Consider the following 17,890-nt stretch of genomic DNA (forward strand, 5'->3'; position numbering starts at 1 on the left):
CAACTCAAATGAAACTATCCGTGTACTTTCAGCAAGTCCTCTTCGCGAAAGTTCATGGATGACAATTAAAATAAATATCAAAGGAACTGATATCGTGCCACTTCTCGATTTTATCTATCGCAATAACTTTGTCGACCACCCTTTATTCAACAGACCAATAATCTAGCTCAGAGATTCGCGCTAACGGCGCTGACCTTCTTTATATTATTTGTATTATTGAATGCAGGTAGCCTTTCATGTTCTTGTATCACGACGTCATCGAGAAGATCGCGGCAAAACACCCCGAAAAGTGCGCTGTCGTTGTTGATGGAATCCGTTACACCTATGAAATGCTTCGCACACGGACGCTACAAATAGCCCATGTATTAGTCGCCAACGGCGTTCATCCGGGAGATCGCGTCGCCCTGTATTCCCCGATTTGCTTCGACCTGATCGCGGCCTATCTCGCCGTCCTGCGTACCGGTGCTATTACCGCCGCCACACACCCGACTTACAGCCGCGAAAAACTGGTGTATCAGCTCAAGCATACTGGCGCGAAAGTTCTGATCACCCAAGGCTGCAATGCCCTGGAAACGCTGCACCTGGAAACCGATGTCGATCGCATCATTCTGATCGGCAACGATGAAACACTGCACCCGGAAATAGTCTCTCTGGACCGTGCAGTATCGACACCGGACACTCAGGCGGCCGCACTTCCCGACCTGCAGGACGATACTCGCATCACGTCGATTTTCTATACGTCCGGCTCCACCTTCAACCCGAAGGGCGTGGTGGTCAACCATCGCATCATGGCCGCGGCGACAAGCGCCGTTACCGCTTATCTGAACAACACGCCGGACGATGTGATCCTCAGCTATTCCACATTGGCCTCTGACTACGGCGTGTACAACATCTTGATGCCCTTGTACTTCGGCGGCACATCGGTCATTGAGAGCTTGCCACCGACAGATGCGGACGATGTTCTTGAAGTGGTGAAACGTGAAGGCGTAACCGGCATGCACGTCTTCCCGCCCATATTTTTCCTGCTTGCCGCGACCAAAGAGCACTGGCGACAGCAACTGCCCACGCTGCGCTATATTTCCAGCAGCGGTCAGCCGTTGTATTCCCGTCATATAGAACGTATTCGCGCTGCACTTCCCGACGTTCAAATCTTCTCCAATTATGGTCTGACTGAATGCAAACGCGTCAGTTATTTGCCACCTGAAGAAATTGATAGACGCCCTACTTCTGTTGGCAAGGCTTTGCCCGGTGTTCGCGTATTCATTGTCAATGATGACGGCGAACAAATAACACAGCCGAACACTATCGGTGAACTTTGGGTGACCAGTGATTACTTGATGCTTGAATATTGGCAAATGCCTGAAGCCACTCACTCAGCCATAAAAACACACGTATTCGGTGAAGCGAGACTTTATCGCACAGGCGACCTTTTCAAGAAAGACGACCGAGGCTTTCTCTATTATATAGCGCGCAAGGATGATGTATTTGCTCGCAACATATGGAATGTGAACCCACGCGAGATAGAGCAGTGCCTGGCCTCCCACCCCGCCGTCGCCCAAGTGGTTGTAATGCCGGTAGCCGACGAGTCTGCGGGTTTTTTGCCCAAGGCATTTGTAGTACTGGAACGAGACCACGATTCAACTTGCGAAGCCGCATTAAAGGAGCATTGCAAACGGCTGATGGACTGGCACATGGTCCCGGCGCAATGGGCATTCATGGATGCGTTGCCTCAAACCGATTCCGGAAAGACCACCGGTAAAGGCTTGGCTTGAAATCAAGGAGCGATACGATGAACCCGCCGTACGACGCAGCATTAGAAAACAGTTCAATGTTCAAGTTGGCCGAGCACTTTCACAGCCTGGCCACCGGCTCGACCCAGGTTCCTTCCCAGCCACTCACCAGCCATCTTCGCGATACCATCGCGGACGTCGATGTCATTGCCTACCACGATCAATTGGTGGCTGATGCCGGCCCGTTGTTTTCGCACTTCCTGGCCAGCGTCCCGTACATTCTCGAGGAGATGGCGCGAATTGGTGTGGCGCTGACCCGACTTTCCAACGCCCGCCGCACCGGACAGGCGCAACACTTCAGTTTTTTTGAAGTCGATGCCTTCGACGGCAGCAATGGCCGCGCGCTGGCGGCCCACTCTCGCGGCTTGGTTCAGACACTGACGTGCTCGCCCAACCGCGCCAATCAGATCGCCTTTGATCGGTATGCCTCTCCTGAGCATTCACTGTTCTACCCACAATCGTTCTTCAAGGTCACCCCGTCGTTGCTCAGCTCGGCGCCTTATCAACGGTTTGCCGAGGGTTTCGACTACCTCTACGAAACCGCTGCATTCCAGTTCTACACTCAGGACCGCGACCTGCAGCTCAGTCATATCAAACCGCTGCTCAAGCCGGGCGGCCTGGCGTTCTTCTTGGAAAAACTCAATCACGCCGACCCTGAGGAATATCTGCGCCGGGAAGCGCTCAAGGATAAACGCTTCAAGACGCGCTATTTCACCGTCGAAGAAATCGAGTGGAAGCGCAGACAAATGCTCGATCAGATGGAAAACGGACAAGTCCGCAAGGAGGCTCTGGTTGCAGCCCTTCAGCGGCACTTCAAGCACGTCTTCCTGCTATGGAATAGCACCAATTTCTGCGAATTCGTCGCATCAGACGATCAGAACCACATCGAGCACTTCCTCGAACTGCTAGGCCCGGTCAATCAGCCCGGCGGCTTCTGCTTCGAAAATGCGTCCCTTGGCAAACAGCCGCAAGGGGACGCTCTCGATGCCTGACGTTTATCTATCCCAGTGGCGCGAGCGGGCTGCCCTTGCGGATAAAAGCCGTAGATTGAGCGACGAAACACTGGGTGAGTTGCGCTCAAGCGGTTTGCTGAACCTGGTTTGCCCCCGCAGAGCCAAACCGCTGAAACCCGGCTGGCCAGCATTGGTTCGTTCATCAAGGATAGCGGCCAGGGCATGTGCATCGACAGGCTGGTTAATCAGCTTGGTGGGAGGACACGCCGCCATCGCAGCGCGCTTGAATCCATCGTTTGAGGCGAAACTCTACGACGGCGGCACGACACAGTTGTTTGCCTCTGCATCGGCAGGCCCGGACAGTCGATTATCCATTGAGCCTGGGGGCATGCGTGTCAGTGGGCGCTGGCGATTCAGTTCTGGCATTGAACACGCGACGTGGTTGATTCTGAATGCACCCTGCGCGAACCCTCCTACGGCCGACGCCAGCGAGCGCTTCCTGATTGTCGTAGCGAAGCAAGGTGTCACTGTTCTCGACTCCTGGGACAGCATAGGCATGCGCGCCACGGGTTCGCATGATGTCGTAACACCAGAGCTGTTGGTGCCTCATCACGAAGTCTTCCCGCTTCAAGAGGTGTTCGGTGCACGACCGGCGGGCACCGGGTCGGATTACCTTTACAGCGTGCCCATCGTGCCGTTCATCACGACCTCGATCATAGGCCCGCTATTGGGCTGCGCGGAGGGGGCGTACGACCTCCATCTCCAGGCGCTCGCGCAGCAAACTACTCCACCTTCGGCGGTGGCCCTTGAGCGGGTAGCCCACAGTGGCGCGCAGTTGACGGCGGCCAGTGCGCTGTTTGATTCACTGGTCAATCGTTTGGACGAATCAGGTCAGGCACTGCGCTCACTCAGCGAGAGCCAGTTGTCAGCCCTCAAGCGTGATCGCAGCTACCTCGCCCGCCAATGCGTTGAAGCCGTACACCGACTGGTAGAACACAGTGGCGCCTCGTTGATGACCACCGGCAATCCGTTGCATCGCCACTGGCGCGACCTGCAAACAATGGCCGCGCACCGTGACGTGCATTGGGATTCAGCCATGCTCGCCAGTGCTGCTTCAGCGCTCCACCCCCCCCTTTTAGCCTCAAATCATTAACGGGAGACGACGATGTTTGTTCGCAGCAAAGCCGATATTGAAAACACCGCCCACTTTGTTGAGTGGGGTGCTGGAACCAGCCACCGCCTGCTGACGGAAAAAGACCAGATGGGCTATACCGTCTGCCATACCGTCGTGCGCGCAGGCACCGAGTCTCTGCTGCATTACCGTAATCACTTGGAAGCCTGTTATTGCATTGCAGGTAACGGTGAGGTTGAAGATATGAACGGCAACGTCTATCAGATCCGCCCAGGGGACATGTATGTGCTGGACCAGCATGACCGCCATTACCTGCGCGGTGGTCAGGACGAGGACCTGGTACTGGTGAGTGTGTTCAACCCGCCGCTCAGGGGCGATGAGCGCCACAACCTCAGCGACACCTCTGGCTCAAGCTATTGATCGGCTGTCAGTTGACTCTATGATTCATTGAAACGGGAGCACCATGCGCAAGGATTACCTGGCTTTTTTTATCTCACTGTTCCTGTCACGGCTGGCGGACCAGATCCTGCTGTTTATCGTGCCGCTGATTGTGTTCCAGACCACCAACAGCGTCGCGTGGGCCGGGTTGGCGTTTTTCGTCGAATCGCTGCCGCGCTACCTGGCCTTTCCCGTCTGTGGAGCGTTGTGCGATAAATTCTCGCCGGTGCGCATCCTGCATATCAGCCAGGTTTACCGCGCACTGGCGTGCGTGGTGGCCGTAGCGCTTTACGGGGTGTTTGACGGTATCTATTGGCTGGTGGCCCTGTCTGCGCTGTGCGGCGTACTGACGACGCAAGGCATCATGGCTCGCGAAGTCGTGATGCCACACATCTTCAAGCATTACACCTACGCCAAGACCTTGTCCTACTCACAAATAGCCGACCAGAGCGGCCTGGTGCTGGGGCCGCTGGTAGCGGCGTTGATGTTGGAGGTGTGGGCCTGGCATTGGGTAGTGCTGGGGGTTGCCGGGTTGTTTGTGCTGGCAGATCTGGCGATGCGGGCCTGGCAGCGCAACACCACGGTGAATCTTGAGAGTTTTGAACAGCATCAGGACATCTGGCTGCAACCGCTGCGCATCGCATTCGGGCATATCCGCAACCTGCCAGAGCTGAAGCGCATCATTGCCCTCGCGGTCGGCGTGAACCTGATCATCGGCGTGACGCTGGCCACGTCGGCGGCGATGGTCACGGGTCAATTCGCCGCCGGCAAGGATGCCTATGCGTTGCTACAGGCGGCCGGCGCAGTGGTCACCATCGCTATCCTGTTTTACCTGGCGCGCGCCACGCTGTCGTTGAAAGTGCTGGGCGGGCTGTCGTATTCAATGATCGGGGCCGGGGCCCTGGTCATGGCGGTCAGCCCCACGCTTTGGGCTTACACCGTGGGATTCCTGCTGGTCACCGGTTTCGACAAAATGTTCAACGTGTATATGCGCAGCACACGTCAACGGGTCATTCCGGTGCAAGACTTCGGTAAAACGGTGGGCGTGATCACGTTGCTCAACAACCTGGCACAGCCATTGGCCGGTCTTGCGATTGCCGTACTCGCCGCGCCCTTGAGTACCCAGACGGTGATCCTGCTGCTGACCGGGATCACCGCGCTGATCGGCGTGGCCGTCGCGTCAGGCTGGCACGCCACTGTGAAAGCGGAATTCGATGTCGGGTGACTCGATCAGCTCTTGCTCGGCCGCCCTCACCCGCTCGATCACCTGAGCGATATCCTTGGCGTCGCCATACTGGTACGCCAGCTTCAGGTAACCCTGGAAGTGCCGCGCCTCGCTTTTCAGCAAGCCAAAGTAGAACTTGCCGAGTTCTTCGTCCAAATGCGGCACCAATGCTTCGAAACGCTCGCAACTGCGCGCTTCGATAAAGGCACCCACCACCAGCGTGTCAACCAGTTTGACCGGCTCATGGCTGCGCACGACTTTGCGCAAACCCGAGGCATAGCGCCCGGCGTGCAGCTGCCGTAGCTCGACCTTGCGCTTTTTGATCAAACGCATGACTTGCTCATGGTGTACCAGCTCTTCGCGGGCCAGGCGCGACATCATGTTGATCAGGTCAACATGGCCGTGGTACTTGGCCATCAGGCTCAGGGCGGTGCTGGCGGCTTTGAATTCGCAGTTCTTGTGGTCGATCAGCAGGGTTTCCTGATCGGCCAGCGCGGCCTGGACCCAAGCGTCAGGGGTGCGGCAACCGAGGAATTCGTGGATTTCTGGCAGGTTCATCGGGCTCACGGGCAAAAGGATCACAAAAGGCCGGCGATTATACCGACCCCGCCGCAGACCACCAGTCACGGGCCTTGATGTGCATCAACATGACGTCTGGCGGGCAGCAACTATAGTTGTTCCAGCCCCCGCCTCTTTTGGAGATCCGATCATGCAAGCCATCCGCAGCATCCTGGTGGTCATCGAACCCGAGCATTCGGAAAGCCTGGCCCTCAAGCGCGCCAAGCTGATCGCCGGGGTCACTGGCGCGCACTTGCATTTGCTGGTCTGCGACAAGAAGCATGAGCACTCGGCGCTTCTGGCGCTGCTGAAGTCGGGCTTGCAGGAAGACGGCTACAGCGTCAGCACCGAGCAGGCCTGGAATGACAGCCTGCATGAAACCATTATCGATGTGCAGCAAGCCGAGGGTTGTGGCTTGGTGATCAAGCAGCATTTCCCCGACAGCCCGCTGAAAAAAGCCCTGCTGACGCCCGCTGACTGGAAGCTGCTGCGCTATTGCCCGTCGGCAGTGCTGCTGGTCAAGACGGCTAAGCCGTGGATGAGCGGTGTGATCCTGGCGGCGATCGATGTGGGCAACACCGATGCAGACCATCGGACGCTGCACAATTCAATCATCGACCATGGTTTTGATATCGCCAGCCTGGCCAAGGCGCAGTTGCATGTCATCAGCGCCCACCCGTCGCCGATGTTGTCGGCGGCAGACCCGACCTTCCAACTCAAGGAAACCATCGAGGCGCGTTATCGCGAGCAATGTAAGGCGTTTCAGACAGAGTTCGATGTGGACGACTCACACTTGCACATTGAGGAAGGCCCGGCGGATGTGCTGATCCCGTTCGCCGCCCATAAGTGGCAGGCGGCGGTGACGATTATCGGCACCGTGGCGCGCACCGGGATTACCGGAGCGCTGATCGGCAATACGGCGGAGGTGATACTGGATGCAGTGGAAAGTGATGTGTTGGTGCTCAAGCCTGACACGCTGATGGATCAGCTGGAGGAACTGGCCAGCAAGCCCTGACGGGGTCTTCAGGCAACAAAAATCAACTGTGGGCGCTGGCTTGCCTGCTCCCGCCTTGACCGCTCCAGTCAGTGCCCCAGTGCATCCTTCAAAAAGTTTGGCGCGATATAGCGCTGGTAGTGCGCCTCCGACAGGATAAAAAACTCCCGATCAATGGCATCGCGCAGGTCCGGCAAGGGCCAATCGCGAAACTCCGGCAACAGCACCATGCCGTAAGCCTCCAAGTTGGAAATAACCCGCGCACCACGGGCGATCAACTGGTACGCCCAGCAATACTCGGATTGATGCGGCACAAAGCGAATCTTGCGCTGCTCCAACTGCCCACGCAGGGTCTTGGGGTCGAATACCTCGACTTTGCCGGCCATTACCTGCACCAACAGCTGCTCCAACCGCAGCCAGACCGCGCGTTTTTCTTCTTCGTTATAGCCGTTCCACTGGATCACTTCGTGGTGGAAACGCTTGCAACCACGGCACACGAGATCGCCGTAAACCGTGGAGCACAGGCCGACGCAGGGAGTCTTGATGGTTTGGTTGGACATGGGCAACGACACGCAGATCAGCGAAACAATGCGCCATGTTAGCCCTTTGTCTAACGGCTATCACCCTGCAAACTTGGCGAGGCAACTTACCTTTAGTTTTTTTTTGCCGTAGAATCATCCGGCCTTGTAAGGCGCCAATAATCCGCTGGAAGCTGTTTTCAAAGCGTCACGAGCACAGTCGTTCCTTCAGAACGGTGTTGGCGATGGTGAATGACTCGGTAGGTCAACGCCCTCGCCAACCCTCATCAGCTCCGTTCTGCAGGCGTAAAACTTTGAAAGCAGCTTCTGTGAGAAATGCCGGCAGCGCTGGCTTTGTGGCTCAAAAAGCCCCCGAGCGCATGCGTGCCGTTCATTGCTGGATGAGCGTCCCGTGGGACCACTGATGAGGGTAATAACTGTGCTTGAAGCCTACCGCAAACATATCGAAGAGCGTGCAGCCCTGGGTATTGTTCCCCAGCCGCTTAACGCCGAACAAACCGCAGGCCTGGTTGAGCTGCTGAAAAATCCTCCGGCTGGCGAAGAAGAATTCCTCGTTGACCTGATCACCAACCGCATTCCACCAGGCGTTGACGAAGCTGCCTACGTCAAGGCCGGTTTCCTGTCTGCCCTGGCCAAGGGCGAAGCCACTTCCCCCCTGATCGACAAGAAACGCGCCGTTGAACTGCTTGGCACCATGCAAGGCGGCTACAACATCGTGACACTGGTTGATCTGCTGGACGACGCCGAGCTGGCACCTGTCGCCGCCGCCCAACTCAAGCACACCCTGCTGATGTTCGATGCGTTCCACGACGTGGCCGAAAAAGCCCGCAATGGCAACGATCACGCCAAAGCCGTGATCCAGTCCTGGGCAGACGGCGAGTGGTTCCGCAACCGCCCGACCCTGGCCGACAAGATCAGCCTGCGCGTGTTCAAGGTCACCGGCGAAACCAACACCGACGACCTGTCCCCTGCCCCGGACGCCTGGTCCCGCCCTGACATCCCGCTGCACGCCCTGGCCATGCTGAAAATGGCTCGCGAAGGCATCGTGCCGGACGAGCAAGGCAAGACCGGCCCGATGAAGCAGATCGAAGAGATGCGCGGCCAAGGCTTCCCGATCGCCTACGTCGGTGACGTGGTCGGTACCGGTTCTTCGCGTAAATCCGCGACCAACTCCGTACTGTGGTTCTTCGGTGACGACGTTCCTTACGTGCCGAACAAGCGCGCTGGCGGCTTCTGCTTCGGCAGCAAGATCGCTCCTATCTTCTACAACACCATGGAAGATGCTGGCGCACTGCCAATCGAATTCGACGTTACCAACATGAACATGGGCGACGTGATCGACCTGTACCCGCATGCTGGCAAAGTCTGCAAACACGGCACCGACGAAGTCATCACCACCTTCGAAATGAAGACCCCGGTGCTGTTGGACGAAGTCCGCGCCGGCGGCCGTATCCCGCTGATCATCGGTCGTGGCTTGACCGACAAGGCGCGTGCTGAACTGGGCCTGGGCCCTACCGACCTGTTCAAGCTGCCTGAAGCGCCTGTCGACACCGGCAAAGGTTTCACCCTGGCACAGAAAATGGTCGGCAAGGCGTGCGGTCTGCCAGAAGGCAAAGGCGTTCGCCCTGGCACCTACTGCGAACCGAAGATGACCACCGTGGGTTCCCAGGACACCACCGGTCCGATGACCCGTGACGAACTGAAAGACCTGGCGTGCCTGGGCTTCTCGACCGATCTGGTAATGCAGTCGTTCTGCCATACCGCGGCCTATCCAAAGCCGATCGACGTGACCACCCACCACACCCTGCCTGACTTCATCATGACCCGTGGCGGCGTATCGCTGCGTCCAGGCGACGGCATCATCCACAGCTGGCTGAACCGCATGCTGCTGCCGGACACCGTCGGTACCGGCGGTGACTCCCACACCCGTTTCCCGATGGGCATCTCGTTCCCGGCCGGTTCTGGCCTGGTGGCGTTTGCCGCGGCCACTGGCGTAATGCCACTGGACATGCCGGAATCGATCCTGGTGCGCTTCAAAGGCAAAATGAAACCTGGCATCACCCTGCGTGACCTGGTTCATGCCATTCCTTACTACGCGATCCAATCGGGTCTGCTGACGGTAGAGAAGAAAGGCAAGAAGAACGCCTTCTCCGGCCGCATCCTGGAAATCGAAGGCCTGAACGACCTGACGCTGGAACAGGCTTTCGAGCTGTCCGACGCCTCGGCCGAACGTTCCGCTGCCGGTTGCACCATCAAGCTGTCGAAAGAGTCGATCACCGAGTACCTGAACTCCAACATCACCCTGCTGCGCTGGATGATCGGTGAAGGCTACGGCGACCCGCGCACCCTGGAACGTCGCGCCCAAGCGATGGAAGCCTGGGTTGCCAACCCAGAGCTGATGGAAGCCGATGCCGACGCGGAATACGCCGAAGTCATCGAGATCGACCTGGCCGACATCAACGAGCCGATCCTCTGTGCACCGAACGACCCGGACGATGCCCGTCTGCTGTCCAGCGTTGCCGGTGAGAAGATCGACGAAGTGTTCATCGGTTCGTGCATGACCAACATCGGTCACTTCCGCGCTGCCGGTAAGCTGCTGGAGCAGGTCAAGGGTCAGCTGCCAACCCGTCTGTGGCTGTCGCCGCCGACCAAGATGGACGCTCACCAACTGACCGAGGAAGGCTACTACGGCATCTACGGCAAGGCTGGCGCGCGCATGGAAATGCCGGGCTGCTCGCTGTGCATGGGTAACCAGGCACGTGTAGAGCCGAACTCGACCGTTGTGTCGACGTCGACCCGTAACTTCCCGAACCGTCTGGGTGACGGCGCTAACGTCTACCTGGCTTCTGCCGAGCTGGCAGCAGTGGCGTCTACCCTGGGTCGCCTGCCGACCGTCGAAGAGTACATGGGCTACGCAGCGAAACTGGACACCATGGCCAGTGACGTCTACCGCTACCTGAACTTCGACCAGATCGCTGAGTTCCGCAAGATCGCAGCAAGCGCCAACATCCCGGTGATTCAAGCCTAAGGGTGTGTTGATGTAGCTACACCCGGTAAAAAAAACGCCGCGTATCGCAAGATACGCGGCGTTTTTTTGTGCTTGAAGAACCGCCGCGCCAGATGAAACACACTGATTGCCGACCGCCTTTGTATACCGACCTACCAGATCAGGTAGTTGTCCCCCAACACCTTGAAGACTAAAACTCTCTACAGCCTGAAACCTGCGTCATGGGATCTGCCTGCTCTGGATCTACTTCGCGCTGTAAGCCGTACTACTTCTAATAAAAAACAATCAAGCCTTGCCCCCGGCACCTGAGCTCAGTGGCAGGGGCGCTCTCGCCTGTTTTTCAAGTGCTGACTGGAGGTGTGTTATGTCGCGTAAACACTATGTGATCAAGAAGGTCTTCAAGGATTATTCGGTGTCAGTGGAACAAATCGGCGATGCTCCCAATAAAAATAACGTTTTGCTGGTCAACGGCGCCATGGCCACGACGTCGGCCTTTGCCCGTACAAGCAAATGCCTGGCCGAACACTTTAACGTGGTGCTGTTTGACTTACCGTTCGCTGGAAACTCCCGCGTTCATAACCCGGACCGGTGCCTGGTGACCAAGGACGACGAAGTGCAGATATTGCTGGCATTGATCGAGCGCTTCAATATTCACCACCTGGTTTCCGCCTCCTGGGGTGGCTTGTCGACCCTGTTGGCGCTCGCCAGAAACCCGGGCACCGTCAAAAGCTCGGTCGTGATGTCATTCGCTCCCGGCCTCAACGCACCGATGCTCGACTACGTCAGCGGGGCCCAGGCACTCATGGCCCGGGATGACAACGCAGGTATCGGCCATTTGCTCAACCAGACACTGGGCAAGCACCTTCCGGCCCGACTCAAGACCGCTAATCAACAACACATGGCGCAGTTGATCGACGCCGAGCAGCATCAAGCGCGATTCCATATCGACCAGGCGCTCAAGCTCAACGAGGGGGCTTACCTGCCGCAACTTTCGAGCATCAACAGCCATGTGCACTTTTTGAACGGCGCCTGGGACGAATACACCAGCGCCATGGACGTGCAGTGCTTCAAACAGTACATCCGTGACTGCAGCTTCTCCACGGCCGAGAGCAGCGGGCATTTTCTGGATCTGGAATCCAGGGCGGCGGCCAACGGCGTGCACCGTGCATTGCTCGGTCATTTGCTGGCGCCTCGCTATACCCAGCCAGAGGCGCTTCACGCGTCGCCCCCGCACCGAGCGCAGTTGAGCTTCGCCTGAGCACTTTTCGACAAGGATGTGGATGATGCGAGTAATCATGATTGCCATCGGCTCGGCCGGTGACGTTTTTCCCTTTATCGGCCTGGGCTCTGCCCTGATTCTGCGCGGTCATCAGGTGACCTTGTGCAGCATGCCGGCTTTTCAACGCACCATTGAGGCGCGAGGCCTAGACTTCGTACCGTTATGTGATGAGGCTACCTACACCGCCGCCATGGGTGATCCCCGGCTGTGGGACCCGAAGACATCCTTCGGCGTGTTGTGGCAAGCCATCGCCGGCCTTTTAGAGCCGGTCTACGACTATGTGACCGCCCAGGACAACGACGACACCGTGGTCGTCGGCTCGCTGTGGGCCTTGGGTGCTCGTATCGCCCATGAAAAATACGGCTTCCCCTACCTGTCCGTCCAAGTATCACCATCAACGTTGCTGTCTGCACATTTGCCGCCCGTGCACCCCACCTTCAATGTATCGCCGCGCTTGCCATTGACCCTGCGTAAACTCCTCTGGCGCGGGATCGAATACCTAAGCCTGGACCGTACCTGTGCGCCCCAAATCAATGCCCTGCGCCGCAAACACGGGCTGCCAGGCACGGTGAAGACTATCTTCAGCCAATGGATGCATTCGCCTCAAGGGGTAATATGCCTGTTCCCCGAATGGTTCGCCCCCGTACAGCAAGACTGGCCGCAGCCCTTGCACATGGCCGGCTTCCCACTGTTCGACGGCGGCACCCTCGGGCTCGATGAGCAAAGCCGAACTTTTCTGGACGCAGGATCTGCCCCCATTGTCTTCACCCAAGGCTCCACTGAGCACTTTGACCATCAGTTTTATCGGTTCGCCCTCGCAGCGCTGCACAAGTCGGGCGCACGCGGCATTTTTCTGACCGGTGATCGGCCGGTCATCAGCGACTTGCCGCCCACGGTGATGCAGCGTCCGTTCTTGCCGATGAGTTCACTGTTGCCCCGCGCGGCGGGCCTGGTCCACCCCGGCGGCATTGGTGCCATGAGCCTGGGGCTTGCGGCCGGCATTCCACAGATCGTCCTGCCGATCGCTCACGACCAGTTCGATAACGCCGAGCGACTGGTGCGCATGGGGTGCGGGATTCGCCTCGACCTGCCCCTGGACAGCCAAGACCTGCAAGGGGCGATCGCAGCACTGTTACACGATACCCACTTGCAAAAGGCCAGCCTGCGGGCGAGTAGCCTGATGCCCGCCGACGCGGCGTCCTGTGAAACAGCGGTCAAGGCCATTGAGCAGTGCCACGCGCGCCATTCAATTCCTCGTCTGCGCCAAGCGTCATAACACCAGCGTCTTGGGTGAAAGCACCGTGCCAGAGCCATCGGGAAAGCCTAGGAAAAGTTTGACAGAAATATCTCGTGGGCTAGATTGCCAAAGGTTTGGGGAATCGAGGCGACTGTCCATGGAGAAGGAAAACGACCTCATTCGCTGGTGGAATCGCTTGCGGATAGAGATGCTCAAGCAACAGGGTGGGCCACAAGTGTTCGCGCTGCTGGAGCGGGAGGTGTTGCAACTGGGGTTCGAGTATTACGCCTATGGCGTACGCCACCTGACCCCTTTTACCCGTCCAAAAACCGAGATTTACGGCTCCTACCCCGAAAGATGGCTGGAACATTACGAGGAGCAAAACTACGCGGCAGTCGATCCGTCGATTCTCAGTGGCTTGCGTTCCACCGAGATGGTGCTGTGGAACGACGCACTGTTTGATAACAGTCGAAAGTTATGGCTGGAAGCTCGGGACTGGGGTCTGCGCATCGGCGCCACGCTGCCGATTCGCAGCCACGATCACTCGCTGCGGTTACTGTCCGTGGCCCGGCGCGAAGACCGGATCTCACAGGCAGAAAGCGACGAAATAGAATTGCGCCTGCGCTGCATCCTCGAACAGGTGACGCTGCGCCTGACGGACCTTGGCCATAGCGAACGCACCCACCCATCGGTGTGCCTCAGTCTGCGTGAGCGGGAGATACTGCAGTGGACCGCCGACGGCAAAAGTTCCGGCGAGATCGCGCTGATCCTCACCATCTCCATCAACACCGTGAACTTTCACCTCAAGGCCATCCAGAAAAAATTCGGGGCCGCCAACAAGACACTGGCGGCTGCCTATGCCGCCGCACTGGGCTTGATCTAGGGCCCGACGATCACGATAAGGACATCCAATGATCAATATCATCACCCGCCATCACCATGAACTGTCTGCAGCCCTTGAGGACGACCTGGGCCGCTATCGACACGAAGTATTCATCCAGCAACTGGGCTGGAAACTAGACTCCACCTGCGCCCTGCCCCAACGCGAATTCGACCAGTTCGACCAGGCCGACACCCGTCACATCCTCGCCCTGGACACCAAAGGCCAGGTCTGCGGTTGCGCACGACTGTTGCCGACCACACAGCCTTATCTGCTGTCGGAAGTCTTTGGATTTCTGTGCGACCAGCCCAGCCCGCAAAGCAGTGATACTTGGGAAGTGTCGCGCTTTGCCGCCCGAGCTCTTGAGGAAGGCACCTTACCGATGCGGATCTGGTGGAACAGCCTGCACCATGCCTGGCGCCAGGGCGCCAATCGAGTGGTGGCGGTCACCACCCCGGCACTGGAGCGTTATTTCCTGAAAAATGGTGTGCAGTTGAGTCGCCTCGGCGCTGCGCAACGCGTGAACAAAGACCACCTGGTAGCGCTGAGTTTTCCGGCCTGGCAGAAAAACGGCCAAATCGCGTTGCACGCTGATTCGGCCGTTGCATAGCGCTGCGTGATCCAGGTGTGAGGAAAGCCCGGGTCGAAGGTTTTGCTCACATCAAGGAATCAGCGAGTACACCACCGCAGTGATCGCCACCAGGCCAACCGCCGTGACAAACACATTGGACGCCTGCCCACGGTACTTGGCCATGGCCGGCACTTTGCGGATGGCATACATCGGCATCAGGAACAGGATCGAAGCAATGATCGGACCACCCAGAGCCTCAATCATGTGGAGAATGCTTGGGTTTAACGTCGCAACCATCCAGCACGCCACCAGCATGAAAGCGGCAGTCATGCGGTCCAGGCGCTTGGCACCCGGGCGACGACCCGTTTTCAGCACCAACCCCTTGAGGCCTTCGCTGGCGCCGATGTAGTGGCCCAGGAACGATTTGGCAATCGCCACAAACGCGATCAACGGAGCGGCAAACTCGATGGTCGGGTTATCGAAGTGGTTGGCCAGGTACGACAGGATCGACAGGTTCTGCGCCTTCGCTTCGGCCAACTGCGCCGGCGATAGGGTCAGTACGCAGCTGAATACGAAGAACAGCACCATCACCACCATCAATACGTGTGCGCGGGACAGGATCTGCGAGCTGCGCTCATCGGCGTGGGCGCCGTACTGGCGCTTCTGGTCAACCGCAAAGGCCGAGATGATCGGCGAATGGTTGAACGAGAACACCATCACCGGGATCGCCAGCCACAGCGTATTGAGCAGTGCAGACGGTGCCGGGACTACGCTGGCGGTGCTGAGGATGCCGCCATTCCAATGCGGAACCAGGTACACCGCCAGGAACAGCAAGGCGACGATGAACGGATACACCATCAGGCTCATGGCCTTGACGATCACTTGCTCGCCGCAACGCACCACGGCCAGCAGGCCGAGGATCAGCACCAACGACAGAATCGCTCGTGGTGGCGGCATGATGTGCAGTTGGTGTTCCATGAAGCTACCAACGGTGTTGGTCAGCGCCACGCTGTAGATCAGCAGGATCGGGAAGATCGCAAAGAAGTACAGCAAGGTGATCAGCGCACCGGCCTTGATGCCGAAGTGCTCTTCGACGACGTCGGTGATGTCGGAGCCTTCTCGACCGGACAGTACGAAGCGGGTCAGGCCACGGTGGGCGAAGAACGTCATCGGGAAGGCCAGTACCGCGAGGATCACCAGTGGCCAGAAGCCTCCCAGGCCCGCGTTGATCGGCAAGAACAGCGTGCCGGCGCCAATGGCGGTGCCGAACAGGCCAAGCATCCAGGTGGTGTCCTGGCGGCTCCAGCGTGTGAGGGTTGCAGGTGTCGTCTCATAGCGTTGGTCGACGCTATTGGCCTGATCATTCATCCGATCGGATCTCCGCTTTTACACGGTCGGGACGAGTCAGAAAAACCTGACAGGCAGCGCCCCGACCATAGAAGGGGCCGGATTGTCCGGGATTCTGTTGAATAAGCAAAGACTTAGCTGAGGAACGGTGGCGTGGTACATCGACGCGCCGCGCACAAATCAAACACATTCGTTGACAACTTGGCGCCGCTTTCAGCATGATCCAGCCATGAACCGTATTCAGCTGAACCTCACCCCCACCACCACGACCGCCTCAGGCGGGTCGTGCGGTTGCGGTGGGTGTTCACGCTAGACACCTCACAGATTCAACCCAAGGCCCCGCCAGCAATGGACGGGGCCTTTTTATTGCTCCGCCATCTGGCCATTGCAAGGAGCAACACCATGACTGACGCCCTGCTGATCATTGATATGCAAACTGGCTTATACGACGGTCCGGAAAAGCCCTTCGAGCGCGAACGTGTACTCGCCACCATCAACCAACTGATTCAGCGTGCACGCCATGCAGGCGCCCCGATCTTCGTCGCCCGCCACACTGGCCCGGCAGGCTCGCCGATTGAAGCCGGCAGCGCGCCCTGGCAGCTATGGCATGGCCTGGATGTCGACGAGTCGCGCGATCTGTTGTTCAACAAAACCCGCCCCAGTTGCTTCCTGGGCACAGACTTGCAGCAGCAACTGAGGGCGGCACAGGTCAGCCAATTGGTGATCGTGGGCATGAAAACCCAGTTCTGTATCGACGCCACCTGCCGGGTAGCGGTGGAACTGGGCTTCCAGGTGGTGCTGCCGGAAGACGGCCATACCTGCATGGACACTGCGGCATTGAAAGCCGAGGCGATTATCGAGCATCACAACGCGACGTTGGCTGGGGCGTTTGTGAAGCGCACGAGAGCGGCTGAGATCCGCTTCTGACCACGCAAATACTGCATACTCATGCCCTCAAACCCTTCAGGAAGAGCCTTCCGATGACCGCCACCGTTCTGGTCCTGGTAGAAACCATCAACGAATACCTGCCCATCATCGAGAGCAATGACTTTCACGTGATCCTGGCGCCGACGCCCACCGAACGCGCCGAAGCCATCAAAGCCCATGGCAGCCAGATCAACGCCGTACTGACCCGTGGCCCGCTGGGTTTGTACGCCGAGGAAATCGCCGCCCTGCCGCTGCTGGAAATAATCTGCGTAATCGGCGCCGGCTATGAGCATGTTGACCTGCAGGCCGCCAGCAATCGCGGAATCGTCGTCACCAATGGCGCCGGAGTGAATGCGCCGTCGGTGGCCGATCACGCCATGGCGTTGCTGCTGTCGCTGGTGCGCGGCATCCCGCAGACCGACGCAGCCGTGCGCCGTCATGAATGGCCGAAAGTGATGCGCCCGTCGCTGGGCGGCAAGCAGCTGGGCATTCTTGGACTCGGTGCGGTGGGCCTGGAGATCGCCAAGCGTGCCGCCCTGGGATTCGGCATGGAGGTGAGTTATCACAACCGCCAGCCGCGCGACGACGTGGACTACACCTACTGCGCAACCGCCGTGGAACTGGCGCGCACCTCGGACTTCCTGATCCTGGCCACGCCCGGCGGCGCCAGCACCCGCCACCTGATTGATCGCCATGCCCTGGACGCGCTGGGGCCGAATGGCTATCTGGTCAACATCGGCCGTGGCAGCGTGGTGGTCACCGCCGACCTGGTCGCCGCCCTGGAGCAACGCCGCATCGGCGGCGCCGCGCTGGATGTGTTCGACGACGAGCCCAAGGTGCCCGACGCGCTCAAAAAACTCGGCAACACCGTGCTCACCTCCCATGTCGCGGGCCTCTCGCCGGAAGCCGCCCATGACACCGTGCAACGCGTGGCCGACAACCTGGTGGAATACTTCGCCGGGCGTCCGGTGCTCACGCCGGTCGCCCTGCCCCCGCCCAATAAATGACCGATC

General features: G+C 58.6%; 16 protein-coding genes. 13 read left to right on the plus strand and 3 right to left on the minus strand.

The features are described 5' to 3' along the window. Positions 1–236 precede the first annotated feature (236 nt). Genes HU722_RS16470 through HU722_RS16490 form a run of 5 tightly spaced genes read left to right on the plus strand, consistent with a single transcriptional unit; the run spans position 237 to position 5,538 of the window. A complete protein-coding gene (locus HU722_RS16470; RefSeq protein ID WP_083213977.1) occupies positions 237–1,772 on the plus strand; it encodes a class I adenylate-forming enzyme family protein in 1,536 nt (511 codons plus the stop codon). A 17-nt stretch (positions 1,773–1,789) separates the two neighbouring features. Then, on the plus strand, positions 1,790–2,782 hold the full coding sequence (locus tag HU722_RS16475; protein ID WP_065909524.1) for a hypothetical protein: 993 nt from the start codon (positions 1,790–1,792) through the stop codon (positions 2,780–2,782). Further along, positions 2,775–3,896 (plus strand): acyl-CoA dehydrogenase family protein, encoded by a 1,122-nt coding sequence (locus HU722_RS16480; RefSeq protein ID WP_083213992.1) that lies wholly within the window; start codon positions 2,775–2,777, stop codon positions 3,894–3,896. Before HU722_RS16475 ends, HU722_RS16480 begins: the two co-directional genes overlap by 8 nt. A 12-nt stretch (positions 3,897–3,908) precedes the next feature. Beyond that, complete coding sequence (locus HU722_RS16485) at positions 3,909–4,295, plus strand: ectoine synthase (protein ID WP_065872864.1); 387 nt, start codon at positions 3,909–3,911, stop codon at positions 4,293–4,295. A gap of 43 nt (positions 4,296–4,338) precedes the next feature. Further along, the gene (locus HU722_RS16490; RefSeq protein WP_065872863.1) at positions 4,339–5,538 is read left to right on the plus strand and encodes an MFS transporter; all 1,200 of its coding nucleotides are present in this window, start codon (positions 4,339–4,341) and stop codon (positions 5,536–5,538) included. Here HU722_RS16490 and HU722_RS16495 read toward each other — a convergent pair. Beyond that, positions 5,494–6,096: a MiaE family protein gene (locus HU722_RS16495; protein ID WP_065872862.1), complete on the minus strand. Its 603-nt coding sequence runs from the start codon at positions 6,094–6,096 to the stop codon at positions 5,494–5,496. The genes HU722_RS16490 and HU722_RS16495 overlap by 45 nt on opposite strands. Before the next feature lie 151 nt (positions 6,097–6,247). Between HU722_RS16495 and HU722_RS16500 the strand changes: the two genes are divergently transcribed. Beyond that, a complete protein-coding gene (locus tag HU722_RS16500; RefSeq protein WP_186754196.1) occupies positions 6,248–7,111 on the plus strand; it encodes a universal stress protein in 864 nt (287 codons plus the stop codon). Between the two features lie 68 nt (positions 7,112–7,179). Here HU722_RS16500 and HU722_RS16505 read toward each other — a convergent pair whose 3' ends face one another. After that, positions 7,180–7,650 carry a DUF1289 domain-containing protein gene (locus HU722_RS16505; protein ID WP_065872860.1) on the minus strand — a complete coding sequence of 157 codons (471 nt, stop codon included), beginning with the start codon at positions 7,648–7,650 and terminating at the stop codon, positions 7,180–7,182. 397 nt (positions 7,651–8,047) lie between these two features. Between HU722_RS16505 and acnB the strand changes: the two genes are divergently transcribed. The 5 genes from acnB (at position 8,048) to HU722_RS16530 (ending at position 14,642) form a co-directional block, all read left to right on the plus strand. Beyond that, entirely contained in the window at positions 8,048–10,657 is a 2,610-nt protein-coding gene (acnB, locus tag HU722_RS16510) for a bifunctional aconitate hydratase 2/2-methylisocitrate dehydratase (RefSeq protein ID WP_065890882.1), read from the plus strand. A 343-nt stretch (positions 10,658–11,000) separates the two neighbouring features. Then, entirely contained in the window at positions 11,001–11,894 is an 894-nt protein-coding gene (locus HU722_RS16515) for an alpha/beta fold hydrolase (RefSeq protein WP_065890881.1), read from the plus strand. Positions 11,895–11,919: 25 nt separating this feature from the next. Beyond that, positions 11,920–13,191, plus strand: a complete 1,272-nt coding sequence (locus tag HU722_RS16520) for a glycosyltransferase (protein ID WP_065872857.1) — start codon at positions 11,920–11,922, stop codon at positions 13,189–13,191. A gap of 118 nt (positions 13,192–13,309) precedes the next feature. After that, the gene (locus HU722_RS16525) at positions 13,310–14,035 is read left to right on the plus strand and encodes an autoinducer binding domain-containing protein (protein ID WP_065890880.1); all 726 of its coding nucleotides are present in this window, start codon (positions 13,310–13,312) and stop codon (positions 14,033–14,035) included. Between the two features lie 28 nt (positions 14,036–14,063). After that, positions 14,064–14,642, plus strand: coding sequence for an acyl-homoserine-lactone synthase (locus HU722_RS16530; protein ID WP_065880651.1), 579 nt, complete (start codon positions 14,064–14,066; stop codon positions 14,640–14,642). A gap of 51 nt (positions 14,643–14,693) precedes the next feature. On the opposite strand, the gene HU722_RS16535 is transcribed toward HU722_RS16530, so the two are convergent. Further along, positions 14,694–15,971 carry a serine/threonine transporter gene (locus HU722_RS16535; protein ID WP_065872854.1) on the minus strand — a complete coding sequence of 426 codons (1,278 nt, stop codon included), beginning with the start codon at positions 15,969–15,971 and terminating at the stop codon, positions 14,694–14,696. A gap of 381 nt (positions 15,972–16,352) precedes the next feature. On the opposite strand from HU722_RS16535, the gene HU722_RS16540 reads away from it, so the two are divergent. Both HU722_RS16540 and HU722_RS16545 read left to right on the plus strand, forming a co-directional pair. Continuing rightward, positions 16,353–16,877 (plus strand): cysteine hydrolase family protein, encoded by a 525-nt coding sequence (locus HU722_RS16540; protein ID WP_065872853.1) that lies wholly within the window; start codon positions 16,353–16,355, stop codon positions 16,875–16,877. A 53-nt stretch (positions 16,878–16,930) separates the two neighbouring features. Continuing rightward, positions 16,931–17,884 (plus strand): 2-hydroxyacid dehydrogenase, encoded by a 954-nt coding sequence (locus HU722_RS16545; RefSeq protein ID WP_065872852.1) that lies wholly within the window; start codon positions 16,931–16,933, stop codon positions 17,882–17,884. The last annotated feature ends 6 nt before the right edge of the window (positions 17,885–17,890 follow it).

Source organism: Pseudomonas tritici (assembly GCF_014268275.3).
In the GTDB taxonomy this organism is placed as follows: Bacteria; Pseudomonadota; Gammaproteobacteria; order Pseudomonadales; family Pseudomonadaceae; genus Aquipseudomonas; species Aquipseudomonas tritici.